Annotated in this window: 22 protein-coding genes, 1 tRNA gene and 1 pseudogene; 1 reads left to right on the top strand and 23 read right to left on the bottom strand. The window is 28.2% G+C overall.

The features are described 5' to 3' along the window. Nucleotides 1-43: 43 nt before the first annotated feature. The 3 genes from Q6H37_RS05830 to Q6H37_RS05820 all read right to left on the bottom strand — a co-directional run bounded on the left by Q6H37_RS05830 (nt 44) and on the right by Q6H37_RS05820 (nt 3,530). Entirely contained in the window at nt 44-895 is an 852-nt protein-coding gene (locus Q6H37_RS05830; RefSeq protein WP_318739937.1) for an ABC transporter permease, read from the bottom strand. A gap of 4 nt (nt 896-899) precedes the next feature. Then, nucleotides 900-1,850, bottom strand: coding sequence for an ABC transporter permease (locus tag Q6H37_RS05825; RefSeq protein ID WP_318739935.1), 951 nt, complete (start codon nt 1,848-1,850; stop codon nt 900-902). A gap of 102 nt (nt 1,851-1,952) precedes the next feature. Then, a complete protein-coding gene (locus Q6H37_RS05820) occupies nt 1,953-3,530 on the bottom strand; it encodes an ABC transporter substrate-binding protein (protein ID WP_318739933.1) in 1,578 nt (525 codons plus the stop codon). Between the two features lie 141 nt (nt 3,531-3,671). Here Q6H37_RS05820 and Q6H37_RS05815 point away from each other — a divergent pair, with 141 nt between their 5' ends. Beyond that, complete coding sequence (locus tag Q6H37_RS05815; RefSeq protein WP_318739931.1) at nt 3,672-4,031, top strand: hypothetical protein; 360 nt, start codon at nt 3,672-3,674, stop codon at nt 4,029-4,031. A gap of 698 nt (nt 4,032-4,729) precedes the next feature. Here Q6H37_RS05815 and Q6H37_RS05810 read toward each other — a convergent pair. The 20 genes and pseudogenes from Q6H37_RS05810 to Q6H37_RS05715 form a co-directional block, all read right to left on the bottom strand. Beyond that, nucleotides 4,730-5,095, bottom strand: coding sequence for a serpin family protein (locus Q6H37_RS05810; RefSeq protein WP_318739929.1), 366 nt, complete (start codon nt 5,093-5,095; stop codon nt 4,730-4,732). Nucleotides 5,096-5,311: 216 nt separating this feature from the next. Beyond that, a pseudogene (locus Q6H37_RS05805) lies at nt 5,312-5,474 on the bottom strand (DUF4352 domain-containing protein); the annotation flags it as partial. Nucleotides 5,475-5,720: 246 nt separating this feature from the next. Then, nucleotides 5,721-6,584: a YitT family protein gene (locus Q6H37_RS05800; RefSeq protein ID WP_318739927.1), complete on the bottom strand. Its 864-nt coding sequence runs from the start codon at nt 6,582-6,584 to the stop codon at nt 5,721-5,723. Between the two features lie 134 nt (nt 6,585-6,718). Continuing rightward, nucleotides 6,719-7,033, bottom strand: a complete 315-nt coding sequence (locus Q6H37_RS05795) for a hypothetical protein (RefSeq protein ID WP_318739925.1) — start codon at nt 7,031-7,033, stop codon at nt 6,719-6,721. A gap of 440 nt (nt 7,034-7,473) precedes the next feature. Then, nucleotides 7,474-7,563: transfer RNA gene (locus Q6H37_RS05790), tRNA-Sec, on the bottom strand. 324 nt (nt 7,564-7,887) lie between these two features. After that, a complete protein-coding gene (locus Q6H37_RS05785; protein ID WP_318739923.1) occupies nt 7,888-8,427 on the bottom strand; it encodes a hypothetical protein in 540 nt (179 codons plus the stop codon). A gap of 101 nt (nt 8,428-8,528) precedes the next feature. Beyond that, nucleotides 8,529-8,888, bottom strand: coding sequence for a hypothetical protein (locus Q6H37_RS05780; RefSeq protein WP_318739921.1), 360 nt, complete (start codon nt 8,886-8,888; stop codon nt 8,529-8,531). A gap of 15 nt (nt 8,889-8,903) precedes the next feature. Beyond that, complete coding sequence (locus Q6H37_RS05775; RefSeq protein ID WP_318739919.1) at nt 8,904-9,668, bottom strand: N-acetylmuramoyl-L-alanine amidase; 765 nt, start codon at nt 9,666-9,668, stop codon at nt 8,904-8,906. Between the two features lie 21 nt (nt 9,669-9,689). Continuing rightward, nucleotides 9,690-9,923, bottom strand: a complete 234-nt coding sequence (locus Q6H37_RS05770) for a hemolysin XhlA family protein (protein WP_318739917.1) — start codon at nt 9,921-9,923, stop codon at nt 9,690-9,692. A gap of 288 nt (nt 9,924-10,211) precedes the next feature. Further along, on the bottom strand, nt 10,212-11,159 hold the full coding sequence (locus Q6H37_RS05765) for a LamG domain-containing protein (protein WP_318739915.1): 948 nt from the start codon (nt 11,157-11,159) through the stop codon (nt 10,212-10,214). 27 nt (nt 11,160-11,186) lie between these two features. Then, nucleotides 11,187-12,005 carry a hypothetical protein gene (locus tag Q6H37_RS05760; protein ID WP_318739914.1) on the bottom strand — a complete coding sequence of 273 codons (819 nt, stop codon included), beginning with the start codon at nt 12,003-12,005 and terminating at the stop codon, nt 11,187-11,189. Between the two features lie 211 nt (nt 12,006-12,216). Continuing rightward, a complete protein-coding gene (locus Q6H37_RS05755) occupies nt 12,217-13,470 on the bottom strand; it encodes an Ig-like domain-containing protein (RefSeq protein WP_318739912.1) in 1,254 nt (417 codons plus the stop codon). A 33-nt stretch (nt 13,471-13,503) separates the two neighbouring features. After that, entirely contained in the window at nt 13,504-14,628 is a 1,125-nt protein-coding gene (locus tag Q6H37_RS05750) for a cohesin domain-containing protein (protein ID WP_318739910.1), read from the bottom strand. Between the two features lie 258 nt (nt 14,629-14,886). Further along, nucleotides 14,887-16,401: a signal peptidase II gene (locus Q6H37_RS05745; protein WP_318739908.1), complete on the bottom strand. Its 1,515-nt coding sequence runs from the start codon at nt 16,399-16,401 to the stop codon at nt 14,887-14,889. Between the two features lie 15 nt (nt 16,402-16,416). After that, nucleotides 16,417-17,415 carry a hypothetical protein gene (locus Q6H37_RS05740; protein WP_318739907.1) on the bottom strand — a complete coding sequence of 333 codons (999 nt, stop codon included), beginning with the start codon at nt 17,413-17,415 and terminating at the stop codon, nt 16,417-16,419. 14 nt (nt 17,416-17,429) lie between these two features. Next, nucleotides 17,430-17,678 (bottom strand): hypothetical protein, encoded by a 249-nt coding sequence (locus Q6H37_RS05735; RefSeq protein WP_318739905.1) that lies wholly within the window; start codon nt 17,676-17,678, stop codon nt 17,430-17,432. Between the two features lie 30 nt (nt 17,679-17,708). After that, nucleotides 17,709-19,958, bottom strand: a complete 2,250-nt coding sequence (locus Q6H37_RS05730; protein ID WP_318739903.1) for a hypothetical protein — start codon at nt 19,956-19,958, stop codon at nt 17,709-17,711. A gap of 20 nt (nt 19,959-19,978) precedes the next feature. Then, entirely contained in the window at nt 19,979-21,502 is a 1,524-nt protein-coding gene (locus tag Q6H37_RS05725; RefSeq protein ID WP_318739902.1) for a hypothetical protein, read from the bottom strand. Between the two features lie 30 nt (nt 21,503-21,532). Next, complete coding sequence (locus Q6H37_RS05720) at nt 21,533-22,660, bottom strand: hypothetical protein (RefSeq protein ID WP_318739900.1); 1,128 nt, start codon at nt 22,658-22,660, stop codon at nt 21,533-21,535. After that, on the bottom strand, nt 22,660-24,480 hold the full coding sequence (locus tag Q6H37_RS05715; protein WP_318739898.1) for a zinc-dependent peptidase: 1,821 nt from the start codon (nt 24,478-24,480) through the stop codon (nt 22,660-22,662). The genes Q6H37_RS05720 and Q6H37_RS05715 overlap by 1 nt, the downstream gene beginning before the upstream one ends. Nucleotides 24,481-24,493: the final 13 nt, after the last annotated feature.

Below are 24,493 nucleotides of genomic sequence, written 5' to 3'. Positions count from 1 at the left end.
GTTCCTCCAAATGGCGTTACAAAAACTGGAACAGTTTTTGTTGTTATCTTTCATTAACCTTAGGGTCAAATGCATTTCTTAAGATATCTCCAAGTACATTAAAGCTTAATACTGTTAAAAGAATAAGTATTCCAGGAAATATAGCCAGATTAGCCGCATCACCAATGTACCCCTGAGCATTTTGGAGCATACTTCCCCAAGATGAATTAGGCTGCCTGACCCCAAGCCCTAAGAAGCTTAATGAAGACTCCATAAGTATTGCAGTGGCTATATTTATAGTAGAAGCAACAATTACAGATGGAATAACATTAGGAATAATATGCTTAAATATTATTCTACCTGAACCTGCACCTAAAACCTTAGCACAAAGTACAAACTCCCTTTCTTTTAATGATAAAGTTTCTGCTCTTACGATTCTTGCCATACCCATCCAGCTAAAAAGACCTATTATAATTATGATATTTTGTATTCCTGGTTTTAAATAAGCATTTAATATTAATATAATGAAGAAAGTGGGAATGCACATTAATATATCAATAAGCCTCATTATTATATTATCAACTGTTCCACCTAAATAACCACTGATTGTTCCAGTAATAGTACCAATAATAGTTGAAACAATCATAGATGCAAATCCAACTGTAAGAGATACCCTACTTCCATAAAGTGCTCTGGTAAAGTAATCTCTTCCCATATCATCAGTACCAAATATATGCTCTATACTTGGCGGCATAAGTCTACTCCCAATGTCAATTTTATTACCATCATAAGGAGAAAGAAAAGCAAATACTGATGAGACTATTAAAATAATTATAATTGATAAGGAAATTACCCCCAGCTTATTCTCTTTGAATTGTATCTTTATATTTGTCATAGTTCTTTCATTTACAATCATTTTATCACCTCATGCTTCTTATTCTAGGATCAACGATTCCGTACAATATATCTGCAAGTAAATTACCTATAATAAGTAATAAGGAAGAAAACATAGTTATTGCCATAATAATAGGATAGTCAAACTTGAATATTGATGTAATACCTAGTCTTCCCATACCAGGCCATCCAAACACTGTTTCTGTTATAAATGCACCAGATACAAGATCAGGAAGTGACATACCTAGTATTGTTATAATAGGAAGTACTGTATTCTTCAAAACGTGCTTATAAAGTACTTCTTTTCTGCTTAACCCTTTTGCAATAGCCACAATTACATAGTCTTCACTAAGCTGTGTTATTGCATTTGAACGTATATACCTAGTTATAATGGCAAGGTTTTGAAGACAAAGCACAGCACATGGCATTATACCGTGTTTTAAAATATCTATTATTGAATTAATTCCTGTGGTATGCATACCTATACTTGGGAGCCAGTGGAGCTTTAAAGCAAATATATAAATTAATATCATTGCAAACCAAAAACTAGGAATAGATATACCTATATATGAAAGTGTTGTTATTACATTATCTATAAATTTATTCTTATAGAATGCAGATATAAGTCCTAAAATGATACCTAATATAACTGAAATAATAAGTGACGACGCCATAAGTCCTAAGGTTGCAGGTAACCTTTGAACTATTTCACCTAAAACTGGTTTATAACTTATTATTGAGTATCCAAGATTGCCCTTAAGCACATTAAGAAGCCAAAGAAAATATTGAATATAAATAGGTTTATCTAGACCAAGATTATGTCTTATCCTTTCTATGTCATTGGCACTCATTTTAGGGGTTATAAAAGATTGAATAGGATCACCTGGTGCAAGTTTTATGAGTAGAAAAGATACTATGGATATAAAAATAAGCATTGGAATAGCTTGCAAAACTCTTTTTATTATAAGTTTAAACATTTTTCCTACCTTTCTGAATTAAATGTTAAATTCTATAAGACATATAAAAAATAAACCGGTATCAGCCGACTATTAATTGGCTGCTACCGCTTTACCTTTTTACTACTCTGTAATATAAAGCTTTGATAAATCTTGGAACATGAAAATAGGTACTGTTTTAGCTTCCTTAATTCCTCCATATTTCTTGCTTACTGCAATTATAGCCTTAGAATAAGCTATAGGATATATGGCAACATCATCAGCTATATTCTTCTGAAGCTTTTTGTATATATCTTTTCTCTTAACCTTATCTGTTTCAACTGCTCCCTTATTCCATAAATCATCATTATCCTTACTTTCATATTTTGATCCATTGTATAATTGTCCTGTCATAAATGCTCCTTTGTATGCATCAGGTTCAGTTCCATTAACATATGAATTAAATGCTAAATCATAATCTGCTGGACCATTGCTAAATAGTTTCTTATAGAAAGCACCTTGGTCCATAGGTGTAAGTTGTACATCTATTCCCACATTCTTAAGATTTTGTTGAATTACAAGAGCTTGTGACTCCTGACCTTTATCCGAATTTATATAAATAAGTGTAAGTTTTAATCCCTTTACTCCTGATTTACTTAAAAGCTCTTTTGCTTTGTTTGGGTTAAATTCAAATTTGTTTACATCTGATGTATAGTAAAGTGTGTCAGGTGTAAATATTGAGTACGCTTTTTCTGCATATTCTGAAGATATATAAGAGCTTTTTATAAGTTCATCTTTATTTATTGCATATGCAATAGCTTGTCTAATATCTTTATTTTTTAACACAGTGTTAGAACAATTTATTAGCATGTTATCAAGCATTCCTTCGTTATAAGTTACCATATTAAATTTATTGTTGTTCTTATATTTACTTGCGTCCTTTGGCTCTACATATTTCGCACCTAATTCTCCATTTTCAAAAGCAGCATTTGCTGAATTGGTATCGGCTATAACCCTAAATACAACTGAATCAAGATGAGGCTTTCCACCAACATAATCATCATTTTTTGCTAATGTAACACTTTCACCTTTTTTCATTTCCTTAAATTTATAAGGGCCTGAACCTATAGGACTATCATTTTTAGCACTTTTTGAAAGATCCGTTTCTTTTTCATATACATGTTTTGGTATAGGGCTAATTTGAGATAAAGAACTCATAAATGCCATGGATAAACTTGGAAGTTTAAATTCAATGGTAGTATCATCAAGCTTTGAAACCTCTACAGGCTTTCCATTAAAAATAAATGAGTCCCTTAAGAAACTATTTTGCTTTTCATCTAATATTTTGTTTATTGTAAACACAATATCATCAGCATTTAAATGTTTTCCATCATGCCACTTAAGGTTCTTCTTCAATTTTAAAGTATATTTCATAAAATCACTAGATGGTGTAACACTTTCTGCAAGATAATACTCTATCTTATTGCCATCCATAACAAAAAGTGGAGAATATATTGCATTGTCTATTGTCATTGTAACTCTATCTGAAGCATACATAGGATTAAGAACCTGAGGATCACTATTTATAGGAAATACAATACTCCCTCCATCTTTTATTTTGGCAGCATTTTGAGCACTGCTGCTTGCAGGCTTATTTCCACATGCAGTTAAAAGAGTCATCATTGATACAATTGCTGCGACTAAAACTTTTTTTAATTTCATACCCAATCCCCCTTAAAATTATTAAAAAACTGAAATAATTAATTCATAATCATCTATATTTTACTTCATTTACATAAAATAATAAAATAGCCAATTTTTATACAACAAATTGCATCTATAACAAACTAAAATAGCAATGCGATGTTTATCAATTTTATCACTAAAATTATACTTACAAACAATATGCAACTTTCAAATCATGATGCTCAACTTTCTAGATATTTCAATGCTGTTCCAGAAGTAAAACTAGGTATACTAACAAATGGAATTCAATATAAATTTTTCACTGATTTAACAGCTGACAATATAATGGATGATGCCCCATTTTTAGTCTTAGACATAACTAATGTAAATGATACTGATATAGAAAACTTATCAAAGTTTAAAAAAGATATTTTTGATACAGATTCTTTAGTTAAATATGCTGAAGAACTCGTATACGCTTCAGCATTAAATACTGCTTTAAAAGATTTGTTTAAGAATCCAAATGATGACTTCTAAAATTAAAAAGGCTAGTATAATTAAGTACCTGCTAGTCTTTTCGTTTGCGAAAAATCATACTAATACTAGATATCTTCTACTATTTATTTCAATAATCTTATCTTGTAGCAGCAGAGCTTGTCAGCTAACTTCTAATCTCTATAAGAAGTCTGACTCCTTACAAAAACTGGCACAGTTTTTGTTGCTATGGAACTTAAAAAAGGCATCCAGCGTAGTGGATACCTTTTTTATCTTAGCTATTGATTTTACTATATTTAAAAAATCTAAAATTTTTATGATACTTATATTAGTTATTATTTATAACTTTATATTCCTTAATTTCTTTATCTCTATATTTTATTTCTTTAATTCTCTCCCGCAGCCAGCACTTGCACACAACTAAAAATTCATTTTTTGCTTTTGTTTGTGTAAGAGCTTCTAAAACTTCTTTCGTTTTGCTTTATACAGTTAAGTTGTAAATATCAACTTCTAATATTATTATTTTGCCCAAATTTGGGGTAAATATACAATAAATTTTATTATTTTTTATTTTATATTCTTTTTGGATAAATTCAATTTGATCTTTTAATAATAAGTATTAAATTCTGTTTATGCTATACCATAACCAAACAAATTTTAGATATCATTCTCAATATAATATTTATCCTATTGGATTTTCACCTTCCCTATAAATATTACAACTCCTGTTTTACAATCTCTTATAGCAAATACAAAGGGTGTATCACAACAAAATCAACCTTCTCATGTTCTACTGGTGCAGGTAATCCACATGCAATTTCTACTGTTATAGCCGCTGCCTCTGTTCCTTTTTCATCTACACTGATAAAAGTACTCTTGGAAATTCCATCTAAGCTTGATTCTTCTGGATCAAAGGCCTGCTGCATACCTAAATTTTTAAGCACATCCTTCATATTATCCTCTTCATACTCTAATTTAAACTTAGGTATTTTCATATTAACATCAGCAACAGAAAACTCTTTTAGCCATTTATCAAAATTTTCTTTTCTTGCTTCTTTCATAAAATCATTTACACTTACACCTCCATCTGGTAAAAACAAATCCATTTCCAAGCCACCATAATAAGGAAGTTGTCCTCTTTTAGATAACTATTTGTAATTGTGCTTTGTATAGTATCTACTTTTACCTTTCCACCACTAGATAAAGTAAAGTATTCTTATTTATTAACTATTTCATCAAATTGAAAGCAAAATTATTATTTCCCTGAATTACTGAGCTGGATTGATTATCTTTTAAGAAAAAGCTTTAACATTCGCTAAAACTTTAGGAACTTCAACTACATATACTCCTGTCACCTTTCTTTCTTCCTGCTCCAAGTTTTCCGTCTAGTTGACCTGCATTAGCTGCTGTTTGTCCTGTTAAAGAATATTCACATTGTCTTCCATCTTTATCTACTACTTTAAACATTATCATCGAAGAAACTCCATGTTCCTTCTTCAACATTTTAGCCACTTCTCTACTGTCTATAGTTAGATGTTTATTAACTGCAATATTTATTAATTTATTTTTCATTATTAACACCCTTTCTTTAAATATAAATTTTCTTCTATAACTATGTGATGTTTTACTAAAGAAAACTGCCATTTCTTTTTGTAAAAATAAGTAAAACAAAAAGACTTAAATTAATAAGTCTTTGAGTGGTATAATCTTTCACCTTTGTTACTATTATATTTACAAAATACTGTTATCAAATCCCTTTCCGTCAACCTCGGAAGCATCTATTATAGAAATAAGAGCATCTTTATCTATATTTTGTATTGAATATTTTAACTCTGGTAAATGAGATAAACGTACTATACAATACAAAACTTTCCTTTCTTTACCAGTTAATGTTTGCCCATTTAAAATAGTAGCTCCTCGATGCATATAAGTCATGATATAATCACATACTTCTTTCTCTTTTTCAGTAATTATAAACAAAAGCTTTTTTCTTACCATACCATGAATAATTTTATCTGTTACAACTGATGTGATATACATTGATATTAATGTATAAAGCGCAATTAATATACCATTTAACAATGCAGCTATACATAATATAAGGCAATTAAAAATAAGCCCAATTTTACCAACATCATAATTGTCATGTTTTTTCTTGAATAGCATTGTTATAATATTAATTCCACCCATAGAACCGTGGTTTGCAAATGTTAACCCTATACCAAGCCCATTTAGTACTCCACCATATAGGCAATACAATAAAGTATCATTAGTGATTATTATACTTTGCATATCTTTAGTAGCAACTAAAAAGACTGAATAACAAATCGTACCTATCACGCTATAAATCGTAAATCTCACATTTAATTTTTTAAAGCTAATGACTAGCAGAGGTATATTAGCTAACATTATTGTATAACCAGCTGGAAATTTAGTTATATATTGAATTAAGATAGCAAGACCTGACACGCCACCACTATACAGTTTTGCATGCACAATGAACATATTTAATCCTATTGAAGATAGCAAGCAGCCCAATATTATGAGAACTACATTTTTTATTCTTAGGTTATTTGTTATTGTTTGCATATTCATCCCTTACCCTTATATAGTTATTTTTATATTCATTTATATAGAATATCAAACTATACTTGGTAGCACAATATCTTTCCTATAAGACATAAAAAGCTATACCTTTAGGTAATAGCTTTTCGTTACGATTAATGATCTTATAATCCAAATATTTCTTCTAATTTTTCCGCATCAGTTTTATTGTATTTTGTATCTATTCTTCCCTTTAGTTGGCTTTTGTCAGTTAAAAACATATCTGAAAGATCCATCTTAATTCCATCTACATATGCTGCTTCTGCTATTCCATTTTCCATCACGAACTTTACTGTACCTGTATTAAGATGAGAACTGCTTTTTTTCTCTGCTAAGATATTTGAAAATTCTTTTTGTGCTGTTACTGAATTATTTTTTGTAGTACTATTATTAGTTGAATAATTTAAATAATTATATTTATTTTCTATTGCTAATCCCATTTTATTAGCCTTCTTTCTTTAAATTAATTTAGTTAGCTTTTATAAATATCGTATATATTAAGGCTTCCTTTAACATGAAAATTACATTTATATTTCCATTCATTACAGCATTACAATATTTTTTCATTTACAAATATATCTATTAATATCTATAAGTAGCTATTTATAAAGCTTATAGATATACATAAATATTAATATTTACTATTGCAACAATTAAGATACTCTTTTGCGATTTCTTTTTTAATTATTTTATAGAAATAGAGATTACCAACTAACTTCCAATCTCTGTAAGAGGTCAAACCCTTTACAAAAACTGGCATGGTTTTGTTGCTAAAAATCCGCATAACAGCCTTTTAAAAAATTTACAAAATGCAAAAGGCTTAGACGAACTTTTTATAATTCATCTAAACCCTTGATATATAAACATTTTTCTTTTCAATTGGCGGGAATATGTGGGAATCGAACCCACCTATCGTGGTCTTAGCACGACAGAACGGTTTTGAAGACCTTTGATTCTCAAATTGCATCCCAATCCACCTATTCATCTATATTCAAAAGATTTACAGTTCATTTTGCGTAACGTACATTAAACATTATGCTTATTAGTCATTATACTACTATTTCTATATAATACTCAATAAAATTTTTTAAACTTTTGTAGCTTTCTTATATAAAATTCCTACATTATATATATCTTTTCGCAGTTATTTTTCTAAAAGTTTTTCATTATATAAATAACTATTTGTTTATTCTACATTAAATTTTATGCTTAAATAAAGGGTAAGCATTTTCATACCTACCCTATTACTTGATTTTTTTTATTTTAACCATTTACACCTTTTAATTTTAAATTATTATTTAAGTATTTCATGAGGAGCATACCAATGTTCCCCATTTTTATCTTCTATTTCATCCACTATACCTGTTTTTACCACTGTTACTTTTGAACCTTTTGGAATAACTTTTGATTCCCCCCTACTCTCCATATTTTCAATTGCTTGTTCGTTTTTATTTTTTACGTAATTAATCATTTTATCTACATTATCAGCAGATGAACATACTGGAGCATCTGCTGATAATGTAATTTCCTTTCCCGATTCTATATTTGTAGAATTACTATTATCAAATGATTGTGTACTTTCATTAGTTGATTGAGTAGAAGTACTTTGATTTTGTGTAGAAGCATTCGTTGTATTTGTTACCTCACTTGATTGACTTTCATTATTATTATCTTGCTGTCTACTTATACTATCATCATTTTCTGTACTTACTTTTGACGAAATACTTTTATTATTTTGTGAAGTGATTTTATTTTCAGCTAACAATCTTCCACCATAATATGAACCTAAAAATAAAAAAATTGCTATATAAATTGCTCCTACTACTTTTTTCATAAGCATACTTTCCCCCTATAAATTTCATTAACACTTTATTCATATAATATCAATATTCTACAAAATATAGTAAATTCCTGCCAAACCATTCTATTTTATATTTATTTTACTTGTCCAATTTTTATTTTAGTCACTGTACTTTTTACAATATCATATATATCTGTAGAATCTAATCCAGTTTTATTACTTATAAATTCTACTGCCTTATTATATTTTTCTTCACCTTGCCAATTATATTGTTTACCTAGTTCCTCTACTTTTAAAACAAGCATTTCAGCAATTTCTTTATCTTTTTTATATTGTTCATCACCTAATTGTTGTTTTAAAGATTCTTCTTGAACCTTTAGAAAATCAGCATGTTTTATTTGAAATAATCTTACTTGATAAGCTATTATTCCAAAAATAGTTGTTATAATTAAATAACAAGAATCTGATATTATTTCTTTTATTAAATTATCCATATGTATTAAACCTCCCTAATTACTTAATCTCTTAGAACCACCATGACCATTATTATCGTTCCAATAAATATCTATAAATCCTTGTCCAATTGCTATATAATTTCCTCTATCTTTATGTATAATTAATCTTCCATCTTTAGCTTGTTCAAAGTAACCATTAGTCCCGATAATAGAAAATACTCCGTCTGGAATAGTTACATCATACTTTGGTACTGTTGATTTTACTGGCTGAACTGGTGTTGCATCTTCTACAACTTGCCCTGTAATTCCTTTAACAATAGCATTAGCCATCTTCTCAGAATCCCATTTGTTCATGTCGTCTTGACTATCTACAAAACACTGTTCAACTAGAAGTGCTGGCATGTTTGTGTTATTTAATACATATAAATGTCCATAACCATCTTGTCCCTGTATCTTAACACCTCTGTTTCTATAACCAAAAGCATCTGCTATATTTTCTGTAATTCTAGTAGCTATATCTACACTAGAACTAGAACCACACCAAACTTCTGTACCAGTTCCACCTCCTGCGTTAGCATGAATTGATACATATAAATCTGCACCCCAATTATTAGCGATAGAAACTCTAGCTCCTAAGCTTTCACCAACGCTTACATCATTACCTATATTATTAATGACATCTAACACATCATATCCTAGTGATTTTAATTTAGATATAACCTTATCTCCAGTTTCTATATTCATAGTGTTTTCGTTACCAATGGCTACAGCCCCTATATCTTGCCCTCTGTTATGTCCTTTATCAATTGCTATTTTCATAGTTTAATTTCATCTCCCTTATTATTTAAAAATATGTGATTGAATGGCATAAAAAAAGAACCCAAGCAAAGCACTTGCTCCAAGTCCTATTAACCATTTGATTGCACCTGTTAAATTTTTAATGTTTTCACATAGGTTTTTAATTTCTGTTCTAAACTCTCTTCCATCCTGTTCAACTCTATCAAGTCTTTTATCATGATCTTTTAATGTTGTATCATGTTCTAATATTTTTATTTCTATTGTTTCATTGTTCATACTATTTTACCTCCTAAAATTAATTAATATTTACAAATTATTACTTATATGATATTATATAATTGAAAAAAACGAGCATATTGTTGGACAATCCTTTTATTACACATATTATAAAAAATATTTTCTACTACTCTTGAAGGAAGTATTTTTACGTTGTAATTTAAAGTTGTCACTAAACTGCTGTTTTTGGCAACAATTAGGAACTAATAATTCTTAATTGTTGTTTTTATTTTTGAAAATAGGTAATAAAAAAGACCTATTAAGTCTCACATATTACCCTCTATCATATTAATTTGATTTCCACATCTTTATATCGAATTGTGAATTTAATTTTTCATAAGGTTTATATGAATTTGTATTATAAATCATACTAGAATTAGTAACAGAAGTATCATCTGTCCATTCTAGTAATTGCAAACCTGTTCTATCTGGAAATGTGCTATTCCATAAAGATTCAGATATTAAAGTTGGATCATCAAAACCATTACTTTTAAAATTAGCATCTTCTAATACTTGACTTAATGAATTCAAAATACTAGTTCCATTATAAGTATATAAATTGGAATTTTTATCTTGAATTAGATATTTTATAATTGGATGACCATCACTTGACCAAATTGCATTTGTAATAGTTCCAATATTGGAATTAGTTGTCAAGTCATTTATCGTTGTTCCTGTACCTTCATCAAGTTGCCAATATCCAATTAAACCTGTCTCATTGCCAATTATACTTCTTTTCATATTATTCTTAATATCATTTTGAGTTCTTGCAACATTCCATATTCTTACTTCATCAATTAATCCATTAAAATAATATGAACCACCTTGATATAAGCCAATATTAATATTTGTAGTAGATGTTGGTATAGATGGCGTTCCAGTCCATGTACTAGAAGTATCTACTACACCATCAATATATATCTTTCCCCCTGTGGAATCTACTGTAAATGCTATATGATGCCAAACACCATCTGCTACATTTTTTGTTCCTATAAAATTTATATGATTGGCACTTGTACTATAATAATACACTTGTATTTTTCCACCATCCAATGTCACAGTCCACCCATTTGCTGATGAATCTACATATTTATTAATTATACCCCTTTGTGTAAAATCATTAACACTTGTTTTTATCCAACACTCTACTGTTAATGTTAAAGTATTATATATACTTTTATTAGTAATACTTACTACACTATTTGTTCCATTAAAACTTAATGAACATTTTGTCATCTTCTCACCTCTCTTTTAATAAATTTTTTAATTTATATTATTTACTGATTTAAACGTTGAATCTAAATTGAATTTAAAATATTTACCACTACCTAAAGTAGTAGAAGTTGAATTAACTTGCCCTGTAGACAAAGTATTAGTTAAAATACCAATATCATCAAAACCATTATTAATATAATCATTATCATTAGGTTGAGTTCCACCTTCTAAAGTAAGAGGACTAAACCCTGCTTGTCCATAAAATTCGGGTTTTATTGAATAGTAACTTGTTCCTTGCTTTATTAAAAATTTTTCTGGTTTTGGTATACCATTAGTACAATATCGTATATATTGCCAATAACTATCAGATATACCTGGAGTTGCTGTTCCAATAAATATTCTGTTAGAGGTATATGAATCAAAATCTGTATTTGATATTATTAAATTATTGTTTACATATATTTCATATTTTTCAATACCATATTTAATAATTTTAATATCATTAAAATTAGACATATCAACATTATAAGAGTTTTTTACTGTTGTAAATCCACTAATTATTGTATTTATTTTATCTGTTTGTAATCCAATTGTTATGGCTTTTTCTCCATCACAAATTTGTATCATTAATCCAATAGCCATATTTGAATTTACTATTTTTAATTTTGTTTCTATTGTAGTAATATTAGATTTTGATACTATATCATTCATAATAAGGTCATTATAAGATGATGTACTATTATCATATATTCTTAATTGATTATTTATTATACTTAATCCATTAATATTATCAACTATCCATGAAGGTGTTGCGTTTTGTGGTAAAACAGTACAATCATATATATTTGTCCAATTTGGGGAATACATAAAATCACTTCCAATCTATTTATTTCTATTTTTAAATTTTGATATAATTATTGTAAATAAAATCTATCTTTTATTTACATTTATTTTATTAATTTTAAAATATCTAATAAATGTATAAAAGTATAGATCTATGGACAGTTTTTTATTATTTATTTTGGGTAAAGTAAAAAGAGCCTATATTTCAGGCTCTTAATACTTCTATTATCAATTTTTATTTACTATATTCATCTACCTCATAAGATGATATTTTATCAAATACAATATACTCAGTTTTCTTACTAAATGGTTGTAAGTTATCTTTTTTATCAAATGTATAATAAGCTTTTCCGGTACTTCCACTCACTCTGTTATCATACCAACTTATAAAATCATTTACTTTACTCATAGGTACTGTATATGATTTTACATTGCCATTAGTCATGGTTATTGTTAAAATAGCATTTCCAGTATTGTCTGGATTAGTTGGTGTTGTACCTTTTGGCGTTACAGTTACAGTACATGAAGTACTTATATTAGTTCCATCAATTGTTGCTGTTATTGTCGCTATTCCTTCTTTAATTGCTGTCACTTTTCCATTTTCATCTACTGTTGCTATATCTGGTTTGTCTGAAATCCAATTTATTTTTTTATTTATTACATTATCTGGTGTTACTGTTGCAACTAAATCATGTGTGTCACCTACTGGTAAATTCATTGATGTTTTATCTAATGATATTGCTGTTGGATTAGATTCATATTCTACTACATCATTATATATTTCTATTGATTGTACATAACCTTTATAATAAATATTACCACTTTTACCAATACATAAGTTAGAATCTGACATTGTAGAATCTATTTGAGTGTCACCACTATTTGCAGGATGACTTAAATCATTACAAAATATTTTTGCCTTATTTTCATCTTTGTTAAAAACACCTAGTACTTTTAATTTTGTTAATTTAGGAATACTTGTTGAAACATCATTACCATAAGTTTTTGTATTGTAATCACATACAAATCCTATAGTACCATTATCATAAATTCTTAAAAAAGTTCCTAAGCTACTTTGATAGTTATTGCTATCATTTACTAAAATAGGTGCAAAATTTTTATTATCATCTACTTTAATATTAACTAATATACTAAATGAAGTGTTAGCATTAAACACAGAATTGTTAGCAATCGCATATGCATTAGTTCCATTAAAATAAGCACATCTACCTAAATCTGTATCATTTTGAAAAGTTATATTATTCATAGTTAAGTCATTACCTTTTCCTGATAAATCTTTAGCAATATTTCCTTTTATATAGTTAGGATTAGTGTCATCAAAAATCCATTTTGCGACTAAATTACTTGAGTAATCTTTTTTAGGTACATAATTTGTTGAATCAGCAGCAAAAACATTACTAAAGCATCCAATCATAATAGCAAAAGCCATAACAAATATAATACTTAATTTTTTACCAAACTTATTCATATATTTTCCTCCATGTCAATTCATTCAATTTTATTAAAACTTATAATTTGGATTAGTAAGCATATACTCACCTATCTTAGTTAAATCATCATCATCTATAGCCTTATTTACAACAATATCAGTATTATATTGAGTAAGTGTTGTTGGATCTTCACTATAATGTCTTCCATCAATACCTAAATCCAAAAGTGTAAATTGTCCATCTTTATTTACATCTGCAAGAGCTTCATTATCTATCGTTATTGTTGCTTGTCCACATTGATCATCCGTTAAATCCTTCTCCATAGTAATTCCATCTGAAACTCTACCTTTAGTTACATCAACTAATGCATCTCCTGCGGCTATTCCTTTAAAATTTAGTTTTAATAATGTCTTTTTAGCTTCAACTACATTAGCTGCACCTTTACTTGCAAGGATAAGCCTTAATTCTCCGTCTTTTGCATCATTTTTTACTAACTTTATTCCATCTACTTCAGTAGCACCTAAAAACTGTAGTTTAGTGTTATCATATTTTATTCTTACATCTTCTGCTGCAATATCCTTTATATTATCTATTGTTAAATTAGCTGATACCGTTTCATTTAATTTTATTTTATTTTTTTCTGGTTCAACATTTAATATAGTTTTTATTATTGGTAGATCTTTATTATAAGGTTTAATCTCACCATTTTTATCAATATCTATTGCATCCATTACTGCATAGCCATCACCTCCAAATTTAATGTCACAACTATGTTCTTGAGAACTAATATCTTCATTTTCATAAACTAATACCATTCTTTTATTTGCATATTGCAAACTAAAATTTTTAGTTACATTATCAACTATTACACTTACACTACTTGTAACCTCAGGATGGTATGGCATTATTAGCCTTATTTTATCCCCAGTAAAATTAAATTTAACTTCATTTTTGTCATTTCTTCCAGCAGTATGAAAGTAGTTTGCTGAATCGGAAGATTCCTTACATTCCCATACCCCACCCAAATACTGTATATTTACGTTTGAATCCTCTATTCTTTTCCATCCATCTTCCGGACTACTTAAAACATCTCCTATGTTTGCAGCATATACATTACTACTCCCTAAAACTCCAACTATTAAAGCCATAGCAAATACTATAACTATTTTACTCATTAAACTTTTAAATTTGTTCATATGTATGTTCCTCCATTTAAAATAATTTTTAACAATTTGTGAACATGTCCAAAACCTATTTTAAATGTAAATTTTAATTAAATCAATAAAAACCGTGGAACAAATTTCTCTAAATGTCTACAAATGTATAAATATAAGTTATTTATTGTAAATTTTATTATGAAATCCCATAATTATTTTAAATTTTACATATTTTAACTTTAAATTTTTAAGTATTTACTTATATAAAAAGATTATAATATTATAAAACAGGTGATATTAGTAATTAATCTTAACATCACCTGTAATATATAAGTATACTTTTATTTCACTATTATTTATTTCCACATCATATTCAGAATCCTTAGCTTGTACCCATACTCCATTACCATCATATTGTAAAGAAATACTATCAATGGTTTCAACATCACTTATATTATCCATATCTAATACATAAGCAAATCTAATTTTTTTACTTATAGTAACATAATTCCATCTATCAGCAATAGCATTAAACTCATCAAGTGTATTACCATGCTGCTTTACATTATCTAATGTTAGTTTATCTATAGTTTGAAAGCTTGTACCATTAAAATACTGCCATGTAACTCCCCCATCTGTACTACTAACAATTCTAATGTTATTCCCTGTAGATACTAAATTAAAATAATCTACATGCTCTACATTTGATAAGTTATAATCTTGCTGCTGAATTAATAACCTATCATTTGGTATTGCTTGATAAATTAAGTTAGGATATACACTGTTATCTACATTAAAATTAGCAAAATCTTTAAACCCTGCTTTGTCAACATGATATGTCCATTCCTTACCTTGGTTTAAATCTCTGCTATAATTCATCTGCCCACCATAAGAAGTAAGTAAATGAGCTTTACCATCAAATATAATAGATTGGTCTGAAACATAATTACTTTGTTCTATAGAGTTAAAGTTTCCTTCAATAATAATTAAGTTATTTTCTAAAGCTTTATATTTTAATACATTGACTTTAGGCATTTTAAAATCTGTTGTAGTGTATGGAAGTGATATAATTTCAGGTGTTGTAGTTGTACCTTTAACTCCCAACTGTGTTATTTGTTGATATTCATAACCTTTGCTAATAGGAACAACATCTTCCACTGGAGATACTACCCACATACTAGTGTCTTTAGAATATGATATTATAAACTTATCATCTACATTATTTGTATTAACATCAGCTAATTCACCTAATTTCATTTTAGGTTTTTGATTTTGAATTTCTTGTATTGTTTTGCTACTGCTCCACAAAGTATCAGTACTAGGATTATTATCATCAATTTTTAGCAGATTACCAACCATAAGATTCCAAAATCCATTAACTTCATAATCTGTTTTAAAATCTGTTGCACTTGTATGAGACATTGTACAAATATAAATGCAATTATCGTAAACCACATAATCTGCACTTTTATAATTAAAACTTGATCTCCAGAATCTTAGTTTATTATTTATTATTAAGCTTCTTAATTTAGCTAAAGTGTCCCCATCTGCTGGAACTCCATCTTTTAAAGCATTAATAGCTTTAGTAATACTATCATTCACTTGAGTATCACTTTGAAATTTACTGTCATTTTCTAGTTCGCTTACTTTCGTAGGAATTGTAGGAATATGTATATTATTTAAATCTTCCTTAGTAGCTTTTAGGTCTAATTCTTTACCTATTTTATAACTACTCCAAGTTTTTTCTGTATTCCTTATGGTATCATCAATTTGTACTCCAGAACTATTAGAAATATTATAAAAATTACTCACTATATCACCCCCCAACTAACTAATATTTAATTGAAAACTTCTTACTGCAAAATTATGATTACTCAATCCTTTATATATTTTTATATATACATCTATTTTAGTATTTGGCACTAACTCTGTAAGAGTTACTGTATCTGTATAGGTTGTACCATCCAAAGACAATTGAATTGTATCGTCCGTTGAATCTACGGTGTTTACAATCAAATTTTGATATGTTTCTTTTCCAATATTTTTAATAGTTACTTTTTCTAGTAAGCTGTCTAACATTTCAGGATTAGGACTTTCATTTACTACAGTACCTTTATATATAATCTCTAAATCATATATAGATAATATATATACATCTCCATACTGTAAATCTAAAACTTCTGTCCTATATATTTCTTGTCCAAAGGAATTTTTAAAGATAAACATACCTTTAGTAACACAATCTAAAAATATTTGACATTGTAAATCCTTATCGAAAACTTTTTCCTTAACTACATTACCACTAGAATCACATAAATCTACTATTGTAGACTCTGGAAAATTTAATAAAGTAACATAAGCATTTTTATAAACTGTATAATTTTCTAATGTAAATGACTTACTTCCATTCTTTTTAAATCCTTGTTTATTAATAGTATCAGCAGTAGTTACACCACCTATATTAGTCCAATTTATTGAATTATTAGATTTATAAGCTTGTACATATCCTTCGTTTCTTAATATCTTTAAATAGTTGCTTTCACCATGAATATCATCTCTAATACCATATTCTTCATTTGTATCTGTTCCAACATAAAATTTTACATATTCCCCATCAACATAAGTATCCCAATTTTGTTTTTTTACTACTATAACAAAATCATCATAATCAAATTTTCTTTCAATCTTATTGTTAGATATCAACGATATAGTTTTATTTGTAATATCTTTTTGAATAACTGCATCTCCAACAAAATCTGCAAAATTAGAAGAGAGATAGAAATTATCTACCTCTCTTTTGCCATCTTCTATTTTTACTAATTTCATGTAATCACCACTTTCTATACATTTGGTGTCATAATGAAATCTAATGGCATGATTTGGACAACCATTATTTTGTTAATATTTGTGTACTCTCCACCACTAGCCAATATATTTTTTGCAGCCTGTTCTACTTTAGCTAAAGAAGGATCTATTGTTTTAATATCCCATCCATACATACCCTTAGATAAAACTGCCCATTGAGTTTGTCGTGGTTGGTTGAATGTTGTATTACTATACATGACTGCTTGATAATTTTCACTTGCCATAATATAAAACCTCCATTTATTAATTATTTTTTAATTTGTTTTTGGCATCCCTTCGGATGCCTTTTTGTCTAATCTTTTTGTTTCTATATTGTAATGTCTTATTTCTTTGTCTTTATCTGGTGTATAAACAATATCATCCTGTGGGTTATTATCTAAATTAGATTGGTTTCTCCAATAGTCCATTTTGCTTATATCCTTGAATATAGGCACAACATTGTAATGATGATTTTTCATATACTCAATTAAGTTTGCTAATAATTCACCTGCATATTTGAGTCCCCTAAATTGTCCTTTTTCCTTATCATAATCACAATTAAAAAATATCTTTTCTGCTTCCCAACGTATCCATCTATACGCTCTGTAATAATGTTCCGTAGCACCTTTATTATTTAATTCCTTAATTGTACTATCCATGTTTAACCATTTATCTAAGTATTCCATAATAAACCACATAGCTTCTTGACCTGTACAATAACAGAATTTTCTTGCTGAATGGTGTACTATGTTTCCTACAAAATTAACCATCTCCATCATTATATTAATAGCTACAGGCATTTCTTCTATACCTCTATAACTATCATCATTATCCATATATGGATTTACTGACATAGAATTAGGATGATTATTATAAATTTGTGGTAAATAATCATATGGTATTGCTACTTTATGTTTAATATAAAATTGTGTTTTCATATTTTCTATGATATTGAATAACATTTTTTCACAGGCTTGGTCATATTCTATTTCAGTTTTATAATTACTTTTATCTGGATATGTTACTCTATAATATCCTAAGCCTGCACTACCAACTAAAGGATGCTCTGTATAATCATAATTGTAAGGTAAAATCTTTTCATCAGTTTCACCTTCTGGATAAACTACCCACCATCGTCCAGTTACCTCAAAATATTTCTTTATATCTGGAATAAATAAAGGTGTAGCATCTGTTTTTCTTAAACCTTTAGTAACATTTTTATACATTTGTATTGGATCTGGTTTACTTACTTCTTTTGGTGAGAACTTACTTATAGGAGTTATAACTTCTTTATGCAAATAATATTGTTTGAATTTATCAATAAAATTGATATTATTCTTAAATTGTGCAAATTTCAAATTTGGTTTTTCCATTTTCTTTATTATATCTGTTCTTAAATACTTACATTTATTCAAAGTATCTATATACTTATAGGCATCATTTAATAATCCCTTACCATAAGCAAGTTTTGCCATATCTAAAACATTGATTTTATAACATAGTTTAGTTTTTAAACTTTTGAGTATAATAAAATATCTGTAGAGTTTTAATTCATAATGTTTATCTTTAAGTAATGTATAAACATTATATTTTTTAATGAGCTTTGCTTTTTCTAAAGTACCTATATTTTTAATGTTATACTTACTTAATTTTTTAATTTGATTATTTTCCATAAACATAATATTATTTCTTAATAAAGATTTATTTTTCAATACTTTATCTAAAAACGTTACATTATAACGTTCTAATTCCTTAGTTTCATTTTTTTCAATTTCTCTGATATAATCATGTTCTAATATTTTACTGATAGCTTTGTTAATTGAATGTACATCATATCTAAGCAGTTCCTTTGCATATTCAGCCTTTTCCAATTGAAAATGGTCTTTACTGTCATTTTTAAATTGCTTTTCACCATTATTTATAAAAAATTCTTTAACAGTATCTAAATCCTTTAATTCTATAACACAGTTTACCTCTATTTGTGGAATAGTCATGTTTTTTAAATCTTTATAAACAAAAGCCATAGACTCCATTTTAGGAACTATGGTTTGTAATTGTAACACTGAATTATTTACCCACACATTATTATTTATAATTTTAGTTAACTGTTTAACTTCATTTTTATTTAAAGCAGGGAACCTAACGAACTTTTCTAATTGCTTGCTCCCATTTTTATAAATTAATTTATCTATATCGTGAAGAAATATATAATTATTACTATACATTATTAAATCTTCTTTTTTCAAAAGCTTTTTATCAATCTTAGACATTATAACTTCTTCAAGCCTTAATATTTTAGCTTTATCATCTTTTGTAATATTTCCATAAGTCCTTTCTAGTAGTTTTAATTTATTGTGTTTTGCTAAATAAGCTTTTGCTTCATATTCAAATTCAGCACTTCCTAAAACTAAGCCATCTACATACCTAAAAAGACCGATTATTCCTACACCTGGCTTAGTTTCTATTTTAAAATCAGTAGTATTAGGAGTGTTAATACAATAATTAAAGGTATGTAGTATGTCCATTGGCTTTACCTCCTGTTTTATTAATCTGTTAAATTAGAATAGATTCTTATAGCTATGCAGTAAAATTGATTTGGTGAATTGGTAAATAAAGAATATGGTGCATTAATTTTAAACTTTCTATACCATTCTTTTACACCATCTTTTTCATAAACAAGCCTATCAGTATCATTCAAAGCTGAAGCATCTCCTACCATGACATTCTGTAAAATACCTCTTTCCATATCCACTGGATGTACTACAGTTATATTATCAAAGGTGTGTTTATTCATATTCCATCTACTACCTTGAAAATCACACTTATCCATGAAATTACTAGTACAATAAAAAGCTGGATAATGTGGTTGATAAGGTGCTCCTATTTTATTACCGACCATACAAAAATCTGTTATACCTGTTCCTGTCCTTTTTCCAAACTTAGGTATATAATTTGGTTCTAAATCTGAAGATGTACAAAATCCAAAATTGTAAATATCATCAGTGTAAGCTGCATCTTGAACTGGTTTTACAGCACCTACATATGCCCAACTAGTTAAATAATTTTGGTATGGATAGTTGTCCACGCTTGGATCTCCTCTAAGAACAATATTTACACTATCCTTATTTTGTGTTAACCAGTATTGTACTGGGAGCCAATCTCCAACGGTATCATCTAGTGTGCTATACCAACTAAATCTAGCAGGAACAGAGCAACTATCATCTACTAAAGCTTTTATAGTAACTTGCACTTGAGTTCCATCATCTTTTTTTTGCATTACCTGTTGGTCTTCAATTTTTGTACCAACAGTAATCTCAAGATGATTTCTATTATCTAAACTTCCTACTATTTTGGCATATTGCTGCATTTCTGAATCAGTAAGTTCTAGTGATTGTCTATAAGATGCTAGTGTAGATTGTTCTCCACTAGTTAGTGTAATTCCCATAGCTTCTTTTAAAATAACAGTTATTATGTAATCACTAAAAATTTTCTTATTTTTCTTTAAATCCGTAACTTTTTGCAATTCTTCTGCTGTCAAAATATGACTTTCTTTAAAAACCTGATATTGATTCTCTTCATCAGTAGTCATACTTTCTCCAAGTAAGTATTTTTTTGCTAATTGTAATTCCACATCACTAATGTTTCTAACACTTATAACAAATTGTAGTAACTCCTGTTCATCTTCAGATAAAGTTGAAGAATCTTTTTTAATCAAACTCACTTCATTTGATATAAACTTACCTAAATCTAAACTTCCTATATACCTTTTAAGTAGTGCTATTTGTTCATCTGTATAAGGTTTACTATTATTATATTTATCAACTATAGCCTGTTGTGCTGAAGTAGGTGTAGTCGCTGCACTTCTTTCAAATTTAGTATAAAAAACCTTATCACAATATAGGTTTTTCGTTGATATTACAGCATAGTCTGTAATTATACCTACATCATTTGGATAAACTAATGTCCATTTATAAATATCTGTAGCATTTCCTACTATTTCTGTAACTAAAGATTTAACTATATTTTTTACGGAAGAACTACCTTCTACGTAATAAAATTCATCTGCCATATTATATATCACTCTCTTTCTCTATTTATTTTATAAATCTAATGGTTTAAATAATTTAATATCTCTGTAAACACTTTCCCAATATTTTTTATCTTCATCATTTACTGGAATAGTGTATACTGCTTTATCTTTAAAAAACTTTATAATATTTTCTTTAAAAATATCTGGTGTTAAATGCTGTTCTAGTGCTTGGTCTGTACAAAATATATAATTATCAAAATTATTTATTTTATAATCTATCGCACTTTGTATTGTTACAACATCATAGCTACCTCCACCAAATTGTGGAATATTAGCCATGTTAGATATGAAATTAGTAGCTAAAGTTTTATTCGCAAAATCTTTTCTTACAAAATCATATCCACCCTTTTTACAACTACCAGTTCTATCTGCTACAAAACATATTGTTACTTTGTCGCTATCATCCAAATTGACAAGGAATTTTGCCATAAGTGTAGACATTTGTGCTAATATTCCCCACATACTTCCAGATACATCTAGGAATAAAGCTGTGTCGCCACCTATTGGTAAGTTCTTTCCTAAAAATAAATACTCAATATCAAGATATAACTGTCTTGAATTACCACTATTATTATGAACAGTAAATATTACTTCATCATTTTCCTTGACTTTGTAACTATTTTTTTTACCAAAATAATTATAAAAAACATGAAAAGCCTTATGTTCGCCTAATTCCTTAAAAAGAACTTTAATAAACAAAGGCTGTTCATGTTTTCCTATAATTTCTCCATCTTTATCTCTGTTATAATGTTTTACTTTTAAACTGTAAGCATCATGTGGTTTCCACCCTGTAGATTCTAACTGTATATCTGTTAGTGCAATAAATCCTGGAGACTTCCACACTACATCAAAGTCACCTTTTAAAGGTGGTATATCTTCCCAAATACCATCATAATGTTGTTCTCCTCCGTATTGTGGAGGTATTAAATCATTTATTTTTTTTGCTAAATATTTAAATTGTTCTTCTGGAAGTAAGTCTTCTAATTCTCTTAAAAGTTCCTCAGAATTACTAAAAATATCTAATTTTTCTTTTACCTTTTTTAATAAAAGTGGGTCTAATTTATCTTTAAATAATTTTACAAACTCATCTGTATTAATCCAATATTTTGATATACTATCATTATTTTTAATAGTCATTATGTTGTATAAGGCTTAAATCCTTTCACATACTTTTCCATAAATTCATATCTCTTAGGAAAGAAAGTTTTTAAATAATTTGGATTAACACAATAACAAGAATGAGTTTCAGCAAAATCTTCATAAACTAGAGTACAGCCATATAAACTTATAGGTGGTTCTTTATCACTTTCAGAACATTCACTTGCCCACTTTGTAGGTCTTAATTTAGAAATAGTTTTAGGATCTCCACTTTCCCATCCCCCGATATTTCTCCATTCAGCCATATCAGATAAATTAGTACCATTTAAAGTTCCATATTGAAAATCAATTCCATGTCCTAGTTCATGTAAAAATACTCTAACTGCCATCGTTTTACTATCCCCAGTACAATAAGAACTATCAACTTTTTTAGTTTCCCACTTTAATCCTGGGAAAAATCCATCTACACCAATGACACTATCACCTGTAACTGTTTGTCCATCAGAATATAATCTAAAGAAAAATGGATTTAATACTTCATCTTCACTTGGTGTAAAAGTTGTAGGGTCTAATGCTGAGGGTTCGACATTCATGTAAGTCCTAAATGTCTTAAAATCTCCATTGTTACCCAAATCTAAATTAAAAGCTCCTACTGATTTATCTGGATTTACATCACTAAAATCTATCCATTCCAATACTCTCAATCTGCTTACAGGTAAATAAGTTTTAAATTGATTTATATAATCGGCTGTAAATAAACTTGCACATGAAGGGAAAATTAATGTAATAGTTTGGAATGTATAAGTTAAATATATTTGCGTCTGCTCAACTCTTGTTAAAGCTTGTAAACCATAGCCACCACTACTTACATCTTTATTACAATTGCTAATAAAAGTAGTGTAATCTGTGGTCCAATCGCTTAACACTAACCCATTATCCCTTATATCTTTCTGTAATTGATATAGGTATTTATGGTAATTAGTTATTGTTGTTATAACAGAATTTTTATATGTACTTCCATCGCTAGAACTTGCCTGTAAATCTTGTAATAATGTATTTCTTCCTTCCCAAAAATCATTAGGAATCCTTTCTGCTGCCATTGTCCAATATGTGGTATCTATTTTTGTTGGGTCTATATAGCTTGAATCTATAGTGTCTGTAACAACAAATCTTCTCAAATATTTTGCTGTAGTTCCAGTAGTAGTTAGTGTGATACTACTTCCTGTGCCACCACCAATAGTTGAACCACTTCCAGCATTAATTGCTGGTACATCAAGTACATGAAAATCAAGCCATAAAACTTTATTATTTAAAGAATTGTTATGGTAAACTATTTTAACAATAGCTGATTTACTAATTTTTTGATAAACATTTAAATATTTATGCTCTCCAAAACCTTTCGCAAAAACATTTTTAAATATTTGTGTCTCTGTTTGTCCATCTTCTATATATAAATCGAAATTATCTTTTAATCCATAAATTTTAGTAGAATTAGTCTGGAAAAATGTTATTCCAGTTAAAAAGCCTTCTGTCTCAAGTGGAAATTCACTTGTTACTTCAGCTATTGCTCCTATATCTATAGCATCGCCTAATATTTTTTCTGTACCAATTACACCAAGGTTAGCACCAAAAGCATCTAACTTTGCACCTAATAAATTTAAGGCACTGATTAAATCTTTATAATCAATGCCTTGAATCTCACCTTTTATTTCATTTAATAATTGTTCCATAGTTGAAGTATCTACAGTTATTCCACCTAAATTTACTGCTATACCATTCTTTAAATAGTCTATAAGTTTACTAGCTAATTCATCAAAGTTTAGTACATAATTAGCCACACTACTTAGAATTTGTGCCATATAGTCTCACCTC

Source organism: Clostridium sp. JS66 (assembly GCF_033561535.1).
In the GTDB taxonomy this organism is placed as follows: Bacteria; Bacillota; Clostridia; order Clostridiales; family Clostridiaceae; genus Clostridium_AM; species Clostridium_AM carboxidivorans.
This window is presented reverse-complemented; position numbering and strand designations above follow the sequence as displayed.

Excerpts from the sequence above, each read along its gene's own strand:
- Q6H37_RS05770 (WP_318739917.1), bottom strand. The coding sequence starts at position 9,923 with ATGAACAATGAAACAATAGAAATAAAAATATTAGAACATGATACAACA.
- Q6H37_RS05760 (WP_318739914.1), bottom strand. The coding sequence starts at position 12,005 with ATGTATTCCCCAAATTGGACAAATATATATGATTGTACTGTTTTACCA.
- Q6H37_RS05780 (WP_318739921.1), bottom strand. The coding sequence starts at position 8,888 with ATGGATAATTTAATAAAAGAAATAATATCAGATTCTTGTTATTTAATT.
- Q6H37_RS05750 (WP_318739910.1), bottom strand. The coding sequence starts at position 14,628 with ATGAACAAATTTAAAAGTTTAATGAGTAAAATAGTTATAGTATTTGCT.
- Q6H37_RS05830 (WP_318739937.1), bottom strand. The coding sequence starts at position 895 with ATGATTGTAAATGAAAGAACTATGACAAATATAAAGATACAATTCAAA.
- Q6H37_RS05815 (WP_318739931.1), top strand. The coding sequence starts at position 3,672 with ATGTTTATCAATTTTATCACTAAAATTATACTTACAAACAATATGCAA.
- Q6H37_RS05755 (WP_318739912.1), bottom strand. The coding sequence starts at position 13,470 with ATGAATAAGTTTGGTAAAAAATTAAGTATTATATTTGTTATGGCTTTT.
- Q6H37_RS05715 (WP_318739898.1), bottom strand. The coding sequence starts at position 24,480 with ATGGCACAAATTCTAAGTAGTGTGGCTAATTATGTACTAAACTTTGAT.
- Q6H37_RS05775 (WP_318739919.1), bottom strand. The coding sequence starts at position 9,668 with ATGAAAATAGCAATTGATAAAGGACATAACAGAGGGCAAGATATAGGG.
- Q6H37_RS05725 (WP_318739902.1), bottom strand. The coding sequence starts at position 21,502 with ATGGCAGATGAATTTTATTACGTAGAAGGTAGTTCTTCCGTAAAAAAT.
- Q6H37_RS05740 (WP_318739907.1), bottom strand. The coding sequence starts at position 17,415 with ATGAAATTAGTAAAAATAGAAGATGGCAAAAGAGAGGTAGATAATTTC.
- Q6H37_RS05820 (WP_318739933.1), bottom strand. The coding sequence starts at position 3,530 with ATGAAATTAAAAAAAGTTTTAGTCGCAGCAATTGTATCAATGATGACT.
- Q6H37_RS05795 (WP_318739925.1), bottom strand. The coding sequence starts at position 7,033 with ATGGGATTAGCAATAGAAAATAAATATAATTATTTAAATTATTCAACT.
- Q6H37_RS05720 (WP_318739900.1), bottom strand. The coding sequence starts at position 22,660 with ATGACTATTAAAAATAATGATAGTATATCAAAATATTGGATTAATACA.
- Q6H37_RS05825 (WP_318739935.1), bottom strand. The coding sequence starts at position 1,850 with ATGTTTAAACTTATAATAAAAAGAGTTTTGCAAGCTATTCCAATGCTT.
- Q6H37_RS05765 (WP_318739915.1), bottom strand. The coding sequence starts at position 11,159 with ATGACAAAATGTTCATTAAGTTTTAATGGAACAAATAGTGTAGTAAGT.
- Q6H37_RS05730 (WP_318739903.1), bottom strand. The coding sequence starts at position 19,958 with ATGGACATACTACATACCTTTAATTATTGTATTAACACTCCTAATACT.
- Q6H37_RS05810 (WP_318739929.1), bottom strand. The coding sequence starts at position 5,095 with ATGGATTTGTTTTTACCAGATGGAGGTGTAAGTGTAAATGATTTTATG.
- Q6H37_RS05800 (WP_318739927.1), bottom strand. The coding sequence starts at position 6,584 with ATGAATATGCAAACAATAACAAATAACCTAAGAATAAAAAATGTAGTT.
- Q6H37_RS05785 (WP_318739923.1), bottom strand. The coding sequence starts at position 8,427 with ATGAAAAAAGTAGTAGGAGCAATTTATATAGCAATTTTTTTATTTTTA.
- Q6H37_RS05735 (WP_318739905.1), bottom strand. The coding sequence starts at position 17,678 with ATGGCAAGTGAAAATTATCAAGCAGTCATGTATAGTAATACAACATTC.